The organism is Streptomyces sp. NRRL S-118 (assembly GCF_000716335.1).
Taxonomy (GTDB): domain Bacteria; phylum Actinomycetota; class Actinomycetes; order Streptomycetales; family Streptomycetaceae; genus Streptomyces.
On the sequence record NZ_KL591003.1, the window covers coordinates 169,913 to 185,691 of the forward strand.

12 protein-coding genes and 1 pseudogene are annotated in these 15,779 nt (G+C 74.1%); 5 read left to right on the top strand and 8 right to left on the bottom strand.

The features are described 5' to 3' along the window. Positions 1-17 precede the first annotated feature (17 nt). Entirely contained in the window at positions 18-197 is a 180-nt protein-coding gene (locus IH00_RS0107485; protein WP_031070904.1) for a hypothetical protein, read from the bottom strand. 536 nt (positions 198-733) lie between these two features. Between IH00_RS0107485 and IH00_RS0107490 the strand changes: the two genes are divergently transcribed. Then, a complete protein-coding gene (locus IH00_RS0107490; RefSeq protein WP_031070906.1) occupies positions 734-1,564 on the top strand; it encodes an alpha/beta fold hydrolase in 831 nt (276 codons plus the stop codon). Between the two features lie 92 nt (positions 1,565-1,656). On the opposite strand, the gene IH00_RS0107495 is transcribed toward IH00_RS0107490, so the two are convergent. Further along, positions 1,657-2,646 (bottom strand): hypothetical protein, encoded by a 990-nt coding sequence (locus IH00_RS0107495; RefSeq protein WP_052411240.1) that lies wholly within the window; start codon positions 2,644-2,646, stop codon positions 1,657-1,659. Positions 2,647-2,818: 172 nt separating this feature from the next. Between IH00_RS0107495 and IH00_RS0107500 the strand changes: the two genes are divergently transcribed. Next, a complete protein-coding gene (locus IH00_RS0107500) occupies positions 2,819-5,110 on the top strand; it encodes a heavy metal translocating P-type ATPase (protein WP_031070910.1) in 2,292 nt (763 codons plus the stop codon). 112 nt (positions 5,111-5,222) lie between these two features. Beyond that, positions 5,223-5,788: pseudogene (locus IH00_RS43890) on the top strand (isocitrate lyase/phosphoenolpyruvate mutase family protein); the annotation flags it as partial. A gap of 146 nt (positions 5,789-5,934) precedes the next feature. Here the strand turns inward: IH00_RS43890 and IH00_RS0107515 are convergent. Then, complete coding sequence (locus IH00_RS0107515; protein ID WP_031070912.1) at positions 5,935-6,138, bottom strand: cold-shock protein; 204 nt, start codon at positions 6,136-6,138, stop codon at positions 5,935-5,937. A 189-nt stretch (positions 6,139-6,327) separates the two neighbouring features. Between IH00_RS0107515 and IH00_RS0107520 the strand changes: the two genes are divergently transcribed. Both IH00_RS0107520 and IH00_RS0107525 read left to right on the top strand, forming a co-directional pair. After that, complete coding sequence (locus tag IH00_RS0107520; protein WP_031070914.1) at positions 6,328-6,819, top strand: hypothetical protein; 492 nt, start codon at positions 6,328-6,330, stop codon at positions 6,817-6,819. Between the two features lie 536 nt (positions 6,820-7,355). Beyond that, the gene (locus tag IH00_RS0107525; RefSeq protein ID WP_039946521.1) at positions 7,356-8,216 is read left to right on the top strand and encodes an alpha/beta fold hydrolase; all 861 of its coding nucleotides are present in this window, start codon (positions 7,356-7,358) and stop codon (positions 8,214-8,216) included. A 53-nt stretch (positions 8,217-8,269) separates the two neighbouring features. On the opposite strand, the gene IH00_RS0107530 is transcribed toward IH00_RS0107525, so the two are convergent. From IH00_RS0107530 to IH00_RS0107550, 5 genes are all read right to left on the bottom strand, one after another. After that, positions 8,270-10,657 carry an ATP-binding SpoIIE family protein phosphatase gene (locus IH00_RS0107530; RefSeq protein ID WP_031070917.1) on the bottom strand — a complete coding sequence of 796 codons (2,388 nt, stop codon included), beginning with the start codon at positions 10,655-10,657 and terminating at the stop codon, positions 8,270-8,272. Positions 10,658-10,870: 213 nt separating this feature from the next. Further along, positions 10,871-11,341 carry a hypothetical protein gene (locus IH00_RS37120; RefSeq protein WP_039946523.1) on the bottom strand — a complete coding sequence of 157 codons (471 nt, stop codon included), beginning with the start codon at positions 11,339-11,341 and terminating at the stop codon, positions 10,871-10,873. 32 nt (positions 11,342-11,373) lie between these two features. Further along, on the bottom strand, positions 11,374-12,486 hold the full coding sequence (locus IH00_RS0107540) for a helix-turn-helix domain-containing protein (protein WP_031070922.1): 1,113 nt from the start codon (positions 12,484-12,486) through the stop codon (positions 11,374-11,376). 166 nt (positions 12,487-12,652) lie between these two features. Then, positions 12,653-12,925: a hypothetical protein gene (locus tag IH00_RS0107545; protein WP_158827733.1), complete on the bottom strand. Its 273-nt coding sequence runs from the start codon at positions 12,923-12,925 to the stop codon at positions 12,653-12,655. 516 nt (positions 12,926-13,441) lie between these two features. Further along, positions 13,442-15,673, bottom strand: a complete 2,232-nt coding sequence (locus tag IH00_RS0107550) for a D-alanyl-D-alanine carboxypeptidase (RefSeq protein ID WP_052411243.1) — start codon at positions 15,671-15,673, stop codon at positions 13,442-13,444. Positions 15,674-15,779 lie beyond the last annotated feature (106 nt).

Sequence of the window (15,779 nt, forward strand, 5' to 3'; positions counted from 1 at the left end):
CATCCAGACGAGAGGCCTCAGCGGCGGTGTGCCCTGCCGGCCCGCCAGCCGGCGCCGACACCGGCGAGGTGCAGCGCGACGAGGGTCAGGCCCAACAGCATGACGTTCCCCGAGGAGAAGGCTTCGTTCGTGGTGATCTCGGCGGCGTTGATGAGAAACGCGATGAAGAACAACACCGCTGCGGCTATGGCCATCATGGCCACTCCCTTCGTCGTGTCCTGGTGCCCGTATGCCCCGTCGACCGGGGCGCAGACTCCGCCTCGGGATGCGCGCCCCGCACGGCGTGACGGCGTGAGGCCCGGGCGCCGGAGGGCGGGGGGCCTGACGCCTGACGGACGATCAGCCATATGGCGGAGTATGCGGACAGCGGGCGAGGGCACGCGTGCTCTGCCGGGACGGACGCCTCCAGCCTGACCGGACGAGGAGAGGCGGTGCCGCGAGGCATCCCGAGTGCCCTGCGACACCGCCCCTCCGCCGGCCGTCCGTACCGATGTGCACTCACGTCACTCCTGGGCGTTCACGTCCTCGTCACTCCTGACACCCCGTCGCCGTGATCACCCGCGTTCCTTCCGCGGGACCCGCAGGGCGTCGCCCCCCTGCGCCGACGTCGGTGGCGGCGCCCGCATCCGCTCGACACCTCCCACCTAGAACCATTAGGTTCAAACCTAATACAGTTAGGCAAGCCGCTGCGCGCACTGCCGGGCGGTACGCCACGACCCGATGGGACCCACCGATGACCTCCCTCACGACCGGCACACTCGACGTGCCGGGCGCGACCCTCCACTACGAGCAGCGCGGCAGCGGCCCGGTGCTCCTGCTCATACCGGGCGGTGCCGCCGACGCCGGGCTGTACGAGGCGATGGCGCCCGCTCTCGCCGCCGGCCGGTTCACGGTGGTCTCCTACGATCCGCGCGGGCTGTCCCGCAGCCCTCTCGACGTGCCGCTCACCGACCAGCGGGTGGAGGTGTGGAGCGACGACGCCCACCGGCTGCTCGACCTGCTCGCGCCGGGCGAGGGCGCGTACGTCTTCGGCAGCAGCTCGGGCGCCATCGTGGCGCTCGACCTGCTGGCCCGGCACCCCGAGCGCCTGCGTCGCGTGGTCGCGCACGAGCCGCCCCTGCTGGAGCTCCTGGACGATCCCGCGCCCCACCGGGCGCTGTTCACGGAGGTGCGCGACATCTCGCGGGAGCGCGGGGCGGGCGCCGCGATCGCGCGGTTCAGCGAGGGGCTCGGCGAGCGCCCGGCGGAGAAGGCGACCGAGCTGCCCCCGGAGCTGCGGGACATGGCCCCGCGCATGCACGCCAACCTGCCCGTCTTCCTGGAGCGCATCCTCTGCCCCTTCTCGGCCACCGTCCCGGACGTCGACGCCCTGAGCCGCACCGCGGACCGGCTGGTCCTGGCCGCGGGGCGGGACTCACGGCAACAGGAGGCCCTGTACGGGCCGGTGAAGCGACTGGCGGAGTTGCTCGGCGCCGGAATCACGGAGTTCCCGGGTGGGCACGTCGGCTGCACCGAGCAGCCGGAGGAGTTCGCCCGGCTCCTGCTGACGACACTCGGCCGCTGAGCCCCGGCAGCGGCGGGACCGGTGAACTCCGGGTGGCCCGGCCGCTGCACCCGGCCGGTGAGCCCCGGCCGGCGAGCGGGGCCGGGCCCCGGTCAGTGCGCGTGTGTCCCGGACTCCCCGCGTCCCTCCTCCGGCCCGTACCCTCCCCCGCCCTCCTGCCCCGCCTCCGCCGGTCCGGCAGCGGCCGGCCTGCCGGCGTGCACCGTGAAGGACGCCGTGCGGACCTTTCCTCCGTGGCGGAAGTCGAGGAAGAGGCGGAACGTCCCCGTGCTGGGGGCCGTCGCGGTGAAGGAGATCCCCGGCCCGGGACGCGTCCTGCCGTCCCCGGGCTCGCCGTTCGGGTGGACGTGCAGGTAGGCGAGGTCCCCGGCACGCAGGGCGACGAGGTGCCCGTACGCGCCGAGGTACGGCTCCAGGTCCGTGACGGGCTTCCCCGCCCGCGTTACGGCGAACGTCAGCTCACTGCCCGCGCCGGGGGTGAGGCCGCCCTCGAGATGCACCTGGTACCCGTCCACCGTGGCCGTCGCGCTGTGCGGCGGCAGCGCGTCCGGCACGGAGGTCCCCGACACGGCGAGGTCGGCGCCGAGCGTCAGGCCGCGGGCGTCCTTCCCCGCGGGCCGGAAGTCCGCGAAGACCCGGTGACCACCGGCCTCCGGCAACCGGACCGGCGTGGACCAAGTGCCGTCGGCGGCCCTGGCCGGGTGCAGGTGCCAGTAGGTCGTCAGGTCGCGGGACGCGACGATCAGGTGCAGTTCCTTGCCGTGCTCGCGGCGGAACGCCGTGACGTTGCGGCCGGTGCGCTCGTCCAGCACGGCGAAGCGCAGTTCGGCGGACTCACCCGCGCGGAGGGCGCGAGTGTGCAGGTCCAGGGTGTAGCCGCCCTGCGACACGAGCAGACCCCCGGGCAAGGCCGCCTCGCCGCCCCCTACGGCCGCGTGTTCAGCGTGCGCGGCCCCTCCCCCGCCCGCGACCCGCTCACCCCCCGCCACCACGGGGTCCATGCCCGCGCCCACTCCGTACGCCGCGCCGAACGCGGCTGCGAGTGCCGCCGCGAAGGCGGTGACCTTGAGACCTGTGTTCATGACCGAACTCCCCTGTGAGGTGCGCGCCGGATGCGCCGCGTTCCAATACATACCCCCCTGGGGTATGAAGTCAAGCGAGATCAGCGCTTGCTCCCGGATACGGGGAAGGGGTATACAGGAACCCGGCATATATACCCCGGAGGGGTATCCGACCGAGCTGCGAGGAGCATCCATGAGCAACCCCACGACGACGGTCGGCGCCGCCGAGGTCGAGCTCGCCATCGGGGGCATGACCTGCGCCTCCTGCGCGGCCCGCATCGAGAGGAAGCTCAACCGGATGGACGGCGTCGCCGCCACCGTCAACTACGCCACGGAGAAGGCCAAGGTCAGCTACCGGGACGCGGACGTCTCCGTCCAGGACCTCGTGGCCACCGTCGAGGCGACCGGCTACACGGCACACCTGCCGGCCCCGGCCGGACCACGAGCACGACCGGATACCGGGTCGGGACCGGAACCGGGCGCGGGACCGGTGCCCGCCGAGGAGCCCGACCCCCTGCGGCCCCTGCGGCACCGATTGATCACCGCCGTGGCCCTTTCGGTACCCGTGATCGCCATGGCCATGGTCCCCGCCCTGCAGATCGAGTACTGGCAGTGGCTGTCCCTCACCCTTGCCGCACCCGTCGTCACGTACGCCGCCTGGCCCTTCCACCGCGCCGCCTGGACCAACGCGCGCCACGGGGCGGCGACGATGGACACGCTGATCTCGGTCGGCACGTCCGCGGCGTTCCTGTGGTCCCTGTGGGCGCTTTTCCTCGGTACGGCCGGGACGCCCGGCATGACCCACCCCTTCGAGTTCACCGTCGCCCGCAGCGACGGCGCCGGGAACATCTACCTGGAGGCCGCGGCCGGGGTCACCGCGTTCATCCTCGCGGGCCGCTGGTTCGAGGCCCGTTCCAAGCGGAAGGCGGGCGCGGCGCTCAAGGCCCTGCTCGAGCTGGGAGCGAAGGACGTCACCGTCCTGCGGGACGGCCGCGAAGTGACCCTGCCGATCGCGGACCTGGCCGTCGGGGACCGGTTCCTCGTCCGCCCGGGCGAGAAGATCGCCACCGACGGCACGGTCGTCGAGGGATCCTCCGCGGTCGACGCGTCTATGCTGACGGGCGAATCCGTCCCGGTGGAGGTCGGGGCCGGTGACTCCGTCACGGGAGCCACCCTCAACGCCGGTGGCCGGCTGGTGGTCGAGGCGACGCGCGTCGGCGCCGACACGCAACTGTCCCGCATGGCCCGGCTGGTGGAGGACGCCCAGAACGGCAAGGCGGCCGCGCAGCGCCTCGCCGACCGGATCTCCGCCGTCTTCGTCCCGGTGGTGATCGGCCTCGCGCTCGCCACGCTCGGCTTCTGGCTCGGCAACGGCGCCGGCCCGACCTCCGCGTTCACCGCCGCCGTCGCCGTACTGATCATCGCCTGCCCGTGCGCCCTGGGTCTCGCCACCCCGACCGCCCTCATGGTCGGCACGGGACGCGGTGCCCAGCTCGGCATCCTGATCAAGGGGCCGGAGGTGCTGGAAGCCACCCGCACGGTCGACACGGTCGTCCTCGACAAGACGGGCACCGTCACCACCGGGAGGATGACCCTGCTGGCCGTGCACACCGCCGAGGGCACCGACGAGCGGGAAGTGCTGCGCCTGGCCGGTGCCTTGGAGCACGCCTCCGAGCACCCGGTCGCCCGTGCCGTGGCCGCCGGCGCCGCCGAGCGCGCCGGAACCCTGCCCGCCCCGGAGGAGTTCACCAACGTGCCCGGCCTGGGCGTCCAGGGCATCGTCGACGGGCACGCCGTCCTGGTGGGCCGCGAGAAGCTGCTCGCCGACCGGTCGCTGCAACTGCCCGAGGCGCTCGCGCGGGCCAAGGCGGGGGCGGAGGCGGCCGGGCGCACCGTCGTCGCGGTCGGCTGGGACGGCGAGGCGCGCGCGGTCCTGGAGGTCGCGGACGCGGTCAGGGACACCAGCGCGGAAGCGATCCGCCGCCTGCGCGCGCTGGGGCTGACCCCGATCCTGCTGACCGGGGACAACCGCGCGGTGGCCGAGGCCGTCGCCGCCGAGGTCGGGATCGACGAGGTGATCGCCGAGGTGCTGCCTGAGGACAAGGTGGACGTGGTCAAGCGCCTTCAGGCGCAGGGCCGTTCGGTCGCCATGGTGGGGGACGGCGTGAACGACGCGGCCGCGCTCGCCCAGGCCGACCTGGGGCTCGCCATGGGAACGGGCACGGACGCCGCCATCGAGGCCGGGGACCTCACCCTCGTACGCGGTGACCTGCGGGTGGCCGCGGACGCCATCCGCCTCGCGCGGCGCACGCTCGGCACGATCCGCTCCAACCTCTTCTGGGCCTTCGCGTACAACGTGGCGGCGCTGCCGATCGCCGCGGCGGGGCTGCTCAACCCCATGATCGCGGGTGCGGCGATGGCGTTCTCGTCGGTCTTCGTCGTCGGCAACAGCTTGCGGCTGCGGGGCTTCCGCGCCGCCGGGTGACGGCGGCACCGCAGGAACCGGCCGTCCTCGGCCGGCGGCCCCGGCCGGAACGCGAACCCTCGCGTGTCCGGCCCGGCGGCGCCGGCCGAGGACGGCCGGTGACCGTGGATGCCAGGACCGGCCGCGCCGGTGCGGGCATGCCGACGGCAAGCTCGTCGTGCCGCTGGAGCGGTGCCTGGACAAGCTGCGGCGTGTCCTGGACGCCCGGCGCGACATGCTCGTGGTGGCGCGGACGGATGCCGTCGAGGAGGCGGAGTTGCTGCTGCGGGCGGAAGCACTGGCGGCAGGCGGGGCGGACATCGTGCTGGTCGACGGCGTCCGCAGCGTCGAGACGATCCGGCGGATCCGGGCCGTGACCGGCGGACTCCGCTGCTGTTCAACCAGATCGCGGGCGGCAGGTCCCCGGCCCTCTCGCCGGCCGAACTGGACGCCGTGGGGGTGAACGTGGCGATCTACAGCACCCCGTGCCTGTTCGCCGCGCACGAGGCGATCGACCGGGCGCTCGTGGAACTCGCGGCGGCCGACGGACGCCTGCCCGCGCCGTCCGGGGCACGCTCGGTGGGCGTCGGGGAATCGACCCGCCTGCTGGAGCGGAACCTCGGCTCTCAGGAGGACCGGCGAAGCGGTGGGCAACCGCCGGGGAGCCCCATCACGCCCGCGGGGCGCGGCGCGCCGTGACACCGGACGCGGGCCGGTCGTCGGCGCCGGGCCCGTGCACGGAGGTCACGCCGGAGTCCGGGGGCCCGGCACACGAGCGTCGCCACCGGCCGGCGGATGCGGCTGCCGGTACGGCCATACCGACCGGGGCGATCGCATGAGGGGGTTCAGCTGCGAACGATGTTCTCCGCCTGCGGCCCCTTCTGGCCCTGGCTGACGTCGAACGTCACCTTCTCGCCCTCCAACAGCTCCCGGTACCCCATGCCGGTGATGTTGGAGTAGTGGGCGAAGACGTCCGGGCCTCCCCCGTCCTGGGAAATGAAGCCGAAGCCCTTCTCGGAGTTGAACCACTTCACGGTACCGCTCGCCATACGAATTCCTCATGTCAGTCACCAGCGCCCCGGTCCGGGCCCGGACCGGCGCAGGCATCCCCACACCGGGTGGTGCCTGGACCAGGCATACCCCATCGGTGCGGATCCCACCCGTCCCCGCCGACGGTGTCCTCACCCGCACGGGCTAACCTCGACGCATTGTCGGCACAGAGAGCAAGAAGCCCGAGCATGAGCGAGAACACCCCGGGCCCGGCCCGGGTCCGGCTGGACCACCGTGCGGGGGTCGTCGAGGTGTCCGGAAGCGGACTGCCCGACGTTCGGCTCCTCCGTACGGGTGACGAGAAGCCGGACGAACACATCCCCATCGGTACGCGCGACCGTGCGCGCCTCACCCTCACCGTGGACGGGCAGCCCGCGCGGCTCACCCCCGCGAAGGGCCGCCTCTCCCGGCGCTCCTACCGCGTCGACGCGAAGGTCGGCGGCACGCGCTACCGGCTCGTGCCCTGCTCGTACGGCGAGAGCAGGCTGTTCAGGGACGGGCGCAGGATCGGTGAGCTGGATTCGACGGGGGACGGCAAGGTGATCGACGACTGGGACGACACCGCGCAGGTGTCGGCGCAGGACGTCGCCGTGGGGACCGCCCTCGCCGCCGCCTTCGGCACGGGCGCCGCCCCCTGGTGGGAGACGGCACTCGACGTGATCAGCGAGCTGCTTCCGTAGCACCGCCGGGAGCGTCGGTCACCGGGCGGCGTTCGTCCCGGTGGCGCGGACCATCCGGTCGTACGCCGCGGTCCGATTCCAACTGCTCGGCGCCGGAGCCGGGTTGTCGTCGCCGCTGCCGGAACGGCTCCCTTCGGGGAGTGGCCCGTGGTCGGGTCCCGCCGGTCACCGGCCGGCGCGACCGGCGCATCGCAGCACGGCGGGCGACCTCTGGGACGGCGGCCCGTACATGCGGTCCGGAACCGGCTGGGGGCGGTCGTGGTCGTCCTGGCGCGAGGAGCCGCGCGCCGCCCGGCGGGGAGGCGGTACGGGCCGGGGGATGCGGACCGTGCGAGACGCTCGCGGACAGGGACGGCGCGGACACGGACGGCGAAAGCGGCCGCCGGGGTGGATGGCCGGCCGGTGAACCGCCACTCTTGGTCCGCGTGCCGGGAGTTGGCCGTACCGCCGCCCGCGGCGCGCGTCCGCCCGGCCGGCGCTGCCGGCCCGTGCCGGCGCCGCGGCCCGTCCGCCCCGTACGAACGCGTGAGGAACCCTTGGCCCCGCAACCCCTGCACGAATCCCTGCTCGACGTCGCCGGAAAGAAGATCTTCGTCGCGGAGACCGGTGACGGACCGCCCGTACTGCTGCTGCACGGCGGCGGGCCGGGCACCTCCGGCGTGCCGTCGTACCACCGCAACATCGGCGCGCTCGCCGAGGAGTTCCGGGTCGTCGTGCCCGACCTGCCCGGCTACGGCCGCAGCACCAAGGGCGTCGACGCGAGCGATCCCGTCGGCCACCTCGCCGACACCGTCCGCGGGCTGCTCGACGAACTCGGTCTCGACCGCGCCCACCTGGTGGGGCACTCCTACGGCGGCGCCTGCGCCCTGCGGCTGGCGCTCGACACCCCCGAACGGGTGGGGAGGATGGTGCTCCTGGGGCCCGGCGGGGTGGGCACCACCCGCTCGCTGCCGACCCCCGGCCTGACCGCGCTGCTGAACTACTACACGGGCGACGGCCCGTCCCGGCCCAAGCTCGAGAGGTTCGTCCGCGAGTACCTCGTCGTCGACGCCACGGAGATCTCCGACCAGGACATCGACGACCGCTACCGGGCCAGCATCGACCCGGAGGTGGTGGCCTCCCCTCCGCTGCGCCGCCCCTCCGGCCGCGGCGCCCTGCGCACCGTGTGGAGGACGGACGTCACCCGCGACAGGCGCCTGGGCCGGCTACGGGTGCCGACGCTGGTGCTGTGGGGTGCGCGGGACAAGGTCAACCGGCCGCGGGGCGGCCGGATGCTGGCCGAGCGCATGCCGGACTGCGACCTGTACACCGTCGCCAACACCGGCCACTGGGTGCAGTTCGAGCGCGCCGAACTCTTCAACCGCCTCTGTTCCGGCTTCCTGGCAGGCCGCCGATGAGCACGCGGCGACGCCGCCCGGCCGGCCCCGGTCCTCGGCGCGGTCCGTCCGGTTCATCCGCCGGCGGTGGTGCCGTCGGCTCCCGCCAGGGACTGTTCGGCCCAGATGGTCTTGCCGGACTGTCCGTACCGGCAGCCCCAGCGGGTGGTGAACTGGGCCACGAGGAACAGGCCGCGTCCGCCTTCGTCCGTACTGCGGGCCCGGCGCAGTCGCGGCTGGGTGTTGCTCGGGTCCGACACCTCGCACACCAGCACCCCCTCGTACAGCAGTTGTACGCCGATGGGCCCGCCGGCGTAGCGGACGGCGTTGGTGACCAGCTCGCTGACCAGGAGCTCGGTCGTGAAGACCAGGTGGTCCAGCCCCCATGCGGTCAGCCGGCGGGCCACCGCCTCACGGGCGCCGGCCACCGCGCCGGGCTCGGCCGGGAACTCCCAGCAGGCGACCCGCTCCGGTGCGATGACGCGCGTACGGGCGAGGAGGAGGGCGATGTCGTCGCGGGACGGGGCGTCGCCGGCCAGTTGCGTGAGCAGGTGGTGCCCGGCCTCGTCCAGGGTCCGGCCCGACGGGACCAGGCCCCCGAGCGCCTCCGTCAGCCGGTCGATGCCGGTGTCGATGTCCTCGGTGCCGCGGCGGATCAGGCCGTCGGTGTACAGGGCGAGAACACTGTCCGGGGGCAGCTCGATCTCGGTGACCTCGAACGGCATGCCTCCCACGCCCAGCGGCGGACCGGGCGAGACGGCGAGCGTCGCCACGGAGCCGTCCGGCGTCACCATGAGCGGCGGCGGATGTCCCGCGCTGGCGAAGGAGCACCGCCGGCCGACGGGGTCGTACACCGCGTACAGGCACGATCCTCCGAGCGTCTCCGCCTGCCCGCGGGGGGCCTCCTGGGCGAGCTGCTGGAGGAGGTCGTCGACGTGGGCGAGGACCTCGTCGGGCTCCATCTCCAGCTCGGCGAGCGTACGGATCGCGGCACGGATGCGCCCCATGGTGGCGGCGGCGTGCAATCCGTGGCCCACCACGTCGCCGATGACGAGGGCGACCCTCAGGGACGGCAGGGGGATGACGTCGAACCAGTCCCCGCCGATGCTGACGCCACCCGACGCCGGGCGGTACACCCCGGCCGTGGCCGCCGCCGGGGTGTCGGTGGTGGGGCGCGGCAGCAGCCGCTGCTGGAGCGCGACCGCCGCACGGTGTTCCCGGGTGTAGCGGCGGGCGTTGTCCACGCTGAGCGCGCCGCGCGTGGCGATCTCCGTCAGCAGTCCGGCATCCGCCTGGTCGAAGGCGCCCGGCCGTTCGATGCGCCACACCACGACGGCCCCGAGGACGAGACCGCGGGCGAAGAGGGGGGCCGCCACAGCGGTGTGCCCGCCCTCGGGGATGTACGCGGACAGCAGCTCCGGATGCTCCTCGACCATGGCGAGGGCGTCGGCCCTGTCCGGCACGATGACCGTTTCGCCGCTCTGGACCTTGTTGATGAGGGGCGCGTCCGGCACCGGAGGACCCATGGTGCCCGCGGCCGGGAGCCCGGCGGGCCACGGACCGGTGGAGGCCACGGCGACCCGGTACATGTGCCAGTCCCCTGCCCCGGCCAGCTTCGGCGGGTCGTCGCCGGAGAGCACGGGCTCGGCCAGGCTCACCCACGCCAGGTCGCCCAGGGCGGGGACGAGGACGTCCACCAGGTCCTGCGCCGTCCGTGTGACGTCGAGCGAGTCACCGATCCGGACGGCCGCCTCATGGCGCAGGTCCAGGTACCGGCGGGCCCACAGGTGCTCGGTGATGTCGGTGAGCACGACCACGACGCCGTCGGGGCGGCCGGCCGCGTCCTCGGTCCGGAAGGCGGACAGGGACAGGGCCCACCGCCGCTCCGGGGGACCGGGAGCCCGCACCCACCGTTCCAGCCCGGCCGCCGGCACGCCGGTGCGCAGCACCCGGTGCAGGATCGCCGCGGTGTTCTCGGCGTCCTCCGGGGCCAGGAGGTCCGTCAGCGGGCGGCCCGTGACCTGTTCCCGGACCCAGGGGACCCGGGCGGGGTCGAGGCTGCTGCGGGCGACGGTCAGCGCGGTGTCGCAGACGCAGATCCCGAGCACGTCCTGGGTGAGCAGCGTCCGGGCCACGGAGGCGTTCCGCTCGTGTCCGCTCTCCAGCGGGGCGGCCAGCAGCAGCACGTCGGGGCTGCCGTCCAGACGCTGTGCCTGGAGGACCACCTCGACCGCGCGGCCCGAGCGGTGCCGCAGGGCGGCCCGGCCCGCGAGGACCGCTCCGGTGCCGTCACCCGGGGACGCGGGGTACGGGTCCCCCGCGGGGGCGAGCAGGTCCCGCAGCGGCCGGCCGCAGACCTCCGCCGCGGGGCGGTCCAGGAGTGCGGCAGCGGCCCGGGACCAGCGCAGTACGGTCCCCTCGCCGTCCAGCAGGACGGTCGCCACGCCGCTGAAGGGGTCCATCGCACTCCTCGCTGCCGCAGGATCCGCATCCCCCTCCTGGGGAAATTGTCCCCCAGGGCGGGCCCGCGTGTTGCCTCGGCGCAGCGGAGGCGGCGGGTCCCGCCGGTCTCGCGGCGGTACGGCGGCGGTACGGCGGCGGGTCCGGGCGGCCCGCCCGGGCCGTCGGTCCGGGCCGTCGGTTCGGGCGGTCGGCGGGGCAGCCGGCCCGGGCGGTCAGGAGGTGCGGTCGGTGCGGGCTGTCAGGTAGCGGACCTTTCCGAGCGGCAGGCCGGTGAGGCTCGCGCTGTGCTCGGCGCTGTACCCGAGGGCGGCGAGCGTGCGCAGGTCCTCGGCCAGCGGGTCCTCCGGCGGCTCGTCCGCGGACGGGCCCTGCGCCGATCGGCCCTCCACCGGCCGGTCTCCGTCCGGAGGTGAGCAGCCCCCGGCCCGGGAGCGGATCTGGTCGGTGAGCACGGCCCACGCCCGGGAGGCGGGGTCGAGGGAGCTGATGACCGCCGGCCAGGTGGCGAGGAGGGCGGTGAACGCGGCCGCGACGGCCGCGTGCGCCCGGTCGTCGTCGAGGCGGGCGCGGGCGAAGGCGAGGTAGTGCGTGTGGTGGAGGGCGTGGAAGGCTTCGTAGGCGAGCCGGAGGCTGCGGGGGCAGCCGCGGGACGGCGGCAGGTGGGTGTCGGGGCCGGGATGCATGGGCTGGTGGTCCCCCGGGGTCGCAGAAACGATCATCCGAAAGCCGCGGCGGGGAGTTCCGGTGCGTCGGGCCGGCGCGGCGGCGGCGCGGCGGCGGCCTTCCAGAGGGGCCGCAGTTCGGCGGGGCGCCCGCCGAGCGCGGCGACGAGGCGGGCAGTGGTCTCCCAGTCGGGGACGTGTCCGCCCGTGAGGGTGCGGGTGATCTCGCCGATGGCCACTTTCCGCCCGGTACCGGAGATCCGCTGCAGGGCCCAGAGGTCGGGCCGGTCGGCGGCCAGGTACAGCGCGTTGAGCGCGGTGTGGAACTTCTCCTTCGCTTCCGCCGGGTCGCCGGGGGCCGGCTCGCGGGCGGCCGCCTCGTAACCGAGCGGGCGCTGGGCGGCTTCCCAGAGGTCCCGCAGTTCGGGGAGGCTGCCGCGGCAGACGGCGGCGAAACGTTCCACGACGGGCCAGGACGGCCGGCGCGTCCCGGCGAGGATGCGTGAGACGTGGGAGGGCGAGACACCCATGTCGAGGGCTGTCTCCTTGATGGACTTCCGGGTGGACCGCTGGAGGTAGGACATCGCGGCCGCGAGCTGCTGCGCGGGGGTCTGGCTCGGCGGGCGCACGGTCTCGGCGTCCGCCCCGGTGCCCGTGCGGCCCGCCGTCCGGGCGGCCGGTCCGCCGGCGGGGTCCGGGGCGGGCGGTGCCGGGCGGCTCGCCCGGGCGGCGCGGACGAGCTCCAGCCGGCGGGTGACCGCGTCCTGCGTCCACGTCTTGCGCAGGCGCTCGGGGCCACGGCCGCTGGAGCGGCAGATGTCCTTCCACGAGTCGCCGCGCGCGCGGGCCCGCGCGACGATGGCCGCCTCGACGTCCTTGCGGAGCCGGTCGATGTCGGTGATCTGACGCATCAGGGTGTTGGAGTCGCCGTCGTCCTGGACGGTGGCCAGCAGGGTCGTGACGGCGAGGTTGAGGTCCTCCGCCGTCGCCGACAGGTCCTCCGCGTACTGGGTGACGTCGGGGGGTTCGGCGGAGGAGGCGCGGGAGGCGGTCCGGCACGCGGTGGAGCAGAAGGTGTTCGGGCGGCCGGGCCTGACGATGTGGGTGAAGTCCTCTCCGCAGTGGGAACACTGCCTGATCTGCTGTCGCGGGAGGGCCGGGGACATGGAGGTGCCTCTTTCAGGGGAATGCGGAGGAGTTTGCGGTGAGGATGCGGTCGCGGATGACCCGCCGAGCCGAAAACTCGCTCGGCGGGATCCGGCCGACCGCCGCTGAGCCGCCCGCCTCGCCGGCCTCACCGGGGAGCAGGCGGGCAGGTGGGGTGGCGAATTCTCAGAACCGGCGAACTCGCTTGTAGACAAGGCGCATCCCCGCGCCCAGAACGGAAATAGCTATGGCCAAAGCTGCCAGTACAGCCGGGTCACGGACTCCCGTGATGACGATGAGGGGCAGCACCGGCAGGGCGATGAACAGGCCGCCTCGTGCCGTGACCGCCAAGTCATCGGCCTGTCGCACCCCACCTCCGGAAAGCGGGGTCATGGTAGCGTCGGCACCTGATTCCGGCGCCCATAACGGGCGTCGGCGGCAATTGTGGTCGTAGGGCATGAAGTAGCCCCCTTCCATGTGTGGTTCACGTGGGTGCGATCGGTATCGCGGTTGCTGGAACAAGGCCCTGGCTGTGGTTTGGACGCCCTGCCAGGGTCCTTGTCGTCCCGGCGGAAGAACCGGTGACCGGGACCATAACTTGTCAGCGCTCCGCAGCGCCACGCGCACGCAGGGTTATGGCCGCATGCGCCCAGGCCGCATCCGCAAACCCTCGCCCCTCCACCGCACCCCACTTGTCGCCTCGTCACGGACATCCCCGATCGGCACCGGAAGAGAACGATCCGACAACGCACCGGAAAGATCACCCGTAGGTCAAATGCCGGGGGTCACGCGGTGATCGGATACCGCCGCAACTGCAAACCCGGGCGCATGGACCCGCGCGCGGGGCAGCACCGGCGTGCCCGGCGCCAGCGTCCGCCACCCGCGCGCCACAGCGTGCCGTGAGCGTCCCGCTCGGGGCCCGCACGGCACGCGGCGGCGCCGGCTGACACATCGCCGGGGCACCGCCCCCGCACCTCAGCCGAGGCGTACCAGCCTGTCGGTGACACCCGGCTCCACGAGGTCGTCCCGCAGGGCCACCGGGACCCGCACCGCTCCGGCCCCCTCGCCGGCCCGCACCTCGCCGACCACGGCGCCCGCCTTCGCCGAACGCGGGAGGGGTCCGCCACCGGTGCCGAGGTCCAGCTCCAGGTCCACCGTCAGGCCCGGCCAGCCGACCGGCCTCACGTCCTTCGTGGCGACGAGCGGGATCCTGCCGCCGAGGGGCTGGTCGACGTACCCCACGACGTCGCCCTCCTCGGCCACCGTGGCGGAGGTGACGCCCTTCTGCGCCGCCTCGATGAGGCCGCGGCTGTACGTCTCGATCGCCAGGACGAGCTTCTCGCGGAGGGATCCGGCGTTCCGCACCCCCATCACCATGCCGACGATGCGGCGTTCCTCGCCGTCCACGACGGTGCCGGCGGACCAGAGCAGATTGGCGCCGGCCGGCGTCGAGGAACCGGTCTTGACGCCGTTCACCCCCGGCCGGGGCAGGATGCTGTTGCCGTTGTCGATCCGTCCCGCCGAGCCGGGAAGGGTGACGTGCGGCGTGTCCACGATCTCCCGGAACACCTCGCTGCGCATCGCCGCCTTCGCCAGCTTCACCTGGTCGACCGCGGTGGACACCGTCCTGGCGTCGAGACCGCTCGGGTCCGTGTACGTCGTCCTGGTCATGCCCAGCTCCCGGGCTGCGGCGTTCATCTTCGCGACGAACCGCGCCTCGGAACCGGCGTCCCAACGGGCGAGCAGGCGCGCGATGTTGTTCGCCGAGGGGAGCAGCAGCATCTGGAGCATCTGCTTCTGGGTGTACTTCTCCCCCTTCCTGACCGGCACCCTCGACTCGTCGGTGTTGCCGCCCTCCCTCTCCGCGGCCGCGTCGACCGTGATGTCCGGACCGGACGCGTCACCGGTGATCGGCCGCTCCCGGAGGATCACGTACGCGGTCATCACCTTCGTGACGCTCGCTATGGGCGCGGGCTCGCCGCTGCCGTACGTGCCGATCAGGCCGACGCCGTCGACCTCCACGGCCCCCTGGCCCTCGCCCGGCCACGGCATCTTGAGCGGTCCGCCCGGGAAGGTGTACGCCGGGGGCAGGGCGGGGCTCAGTCCGGGTGCGGGCAGCGGCCGCACCAGCTGCGCGCCGGCGCACAGCAGCATGACGAGGACGACGACCACGGGCGTCAGCCTCCGTATGCGCCGCGAGAGCGTGCGGGCCGGGCGCTCCGGCAGGAGCGGTGCGTACGCCGGCTCCGGAGTCGGCGTGGGCGGCGGGTCCGGAGTCGGCGTGGGCGGCGGGTCCGGAGTCGGCGTGGGCGCCGGGTCCGGGTGCCGGCCGCTGACGCTGCCGCCGAGGCCGCCGCGCACGTCCTGGGTGGGCGTGATCGCGGTCCTGGTGGCGGTGGCTGCTGCGGGGACGGCGGGCGGAACGGCCCGCGGCCGGCCGGCGGGTCGGGAGGTGCCGCCGTCATCGGCGTTCGCGTCGGGCCCGGATGCAGAGCCGGTGCCGTGCCCTTCGGTCGTGGCGGGTGCCGGAGCCGTATGGGAGTGCTCCGCCGTGGCCTCGACCTCCGGCTCCGGTGCCGCCTCGTCAGGATCCGGCGCCTCTTCGCCGGTCTCCGTAACCGTGCTCGGCTCTTCCGGCCCGGGCGCGTCCGCCGTGGTCTCGTCAGGCCTCGTGCTTTCGTCCGGCCCAGTGGTCTCGTCCGGCTCCGGTCTCTCTTCCTGCCCTGTGCTCTCGTCCGGCTCGGTGCCCTCGTCCGACCCCGTGGTCTCGTCCCGCTCCGGTCTCTCCTCCTGCCCTGTGGTCTCGTCCGGCTCCGGCGTAACCTCCAGCCCCGTGCTCTCGTCCGGCCCCGGCGTAACCTCCCGCTCCTCCGGGCTCGGAGTCCCCTCCTCGTCCCCCGGCGCCTCGTCCCCCGACGCCTCGTCCCCCGACGCCTCGTCGTCCGGTGCCTCGTCGTCCGGTCCCGGCCCCGCGCCGGGCGTGTCCTCCTCGGCCCCGTCCGGTTCGGGCCCATCCGGCTCGGCCCCGTCCGGTTCGGTCCCGTCCGGTTCGGTCCCGCCCGTCGCGGGCGACGCCTCGGCGGCCCGCGACGGGCCCTGGCGGGGGACCCGTCGGACCTCCCCTTCCGGTACGGCCTGGTCCGGGGTCTCGGGTGGGGCGTCGTCCTGCGCCGGGGTGTCGGCGCACGCGGGCGCGGCGTCGGTCACTGCCGTGTCTCCGTCTTCTGCTTCGTCGTTCGTCGGGTCGTCCCGCCGGAGCGGTGACGACTGTTGTGCCATGCCGGTGCTCATGAGAGGGCGCTGCCCGCCCTCC

Excerpts from the sequence above, each read along its gene's own strand:
- IH00_RS0107490 (WP_031070906.1), top strand. The coding sequence starts at position 734 with ATGACCTCCCTCACGACCGGCACACTCGACGTGCCGGGCGCGACCCTC.
- IH00_RS0107500 (WP_031070910.1), top strand. The coding sequence starts at position 2,819 with ATGAGCAACCCCACGACGACGGTCGGCGCCGCCGAGGTCGAGCTCGCC.
- IH00_RS37120 (WP_039946523.1), bottom strand. The coding sequence starts at position 11,341 with ATGCATCCCGGCCCCGACACCCACCTGCCGCCGTCCCGCGGCTGCCCC.
- IH00_RS0107515 (WP_031070912.1), bottom strand. The coding sequence starts at position 6,138 with ATGGCGAGCGGTACCGTGAAGTGGTTCAACTCCGAGAAGGGCTTCGGC.
- IH00_RS0107545 (WP_158827733.1), bottom strand. The coding sequence starts at position 12,925 with ATGCCCTACGACCACAATTGCCGCCGACGCCCGTTATGGGCGCCGGAA.
- IH00_RS0107530 (WP_031070917.1), bottom strand. The coding sequence starts at position 10,657 with ATGGACCCCTTCAGCGGCGTGGCGACCGTCCTGCTGGACGGCGAGGGG.
- IH00_RS0107495 (WP_052411240.1), bottom strand. The coding sequence starts at position 2,646 with ATGAACACAGGTCTCAAGGTCACCGCCTTCGCGGCGGCACTCGCAGCC.
- IH00_RS0107540 (WP_031070922.1), bottom strand. The coding sequence starts at position 12,486 with ATGTCCCCGGCCCTCCCGCGACAGCAGATCAGGCAGTGTTCCCACTGC.
- IH00_RS0107485 (WP_031070904.1), bottom strand. The coding sequence starts at position 197 with ATGATGGCCATAGCCGCAGCGGTGTTGTTCTTCATCGCGTTTCTCATC.
- IH00_RS0107520 (WP_031070914.1), top strand. The coding sequence starts at position 6,328 with ATGAGCGAGAACACCCCGGGCCCGGCCCGGGTCCGGCTGGACCACCGT.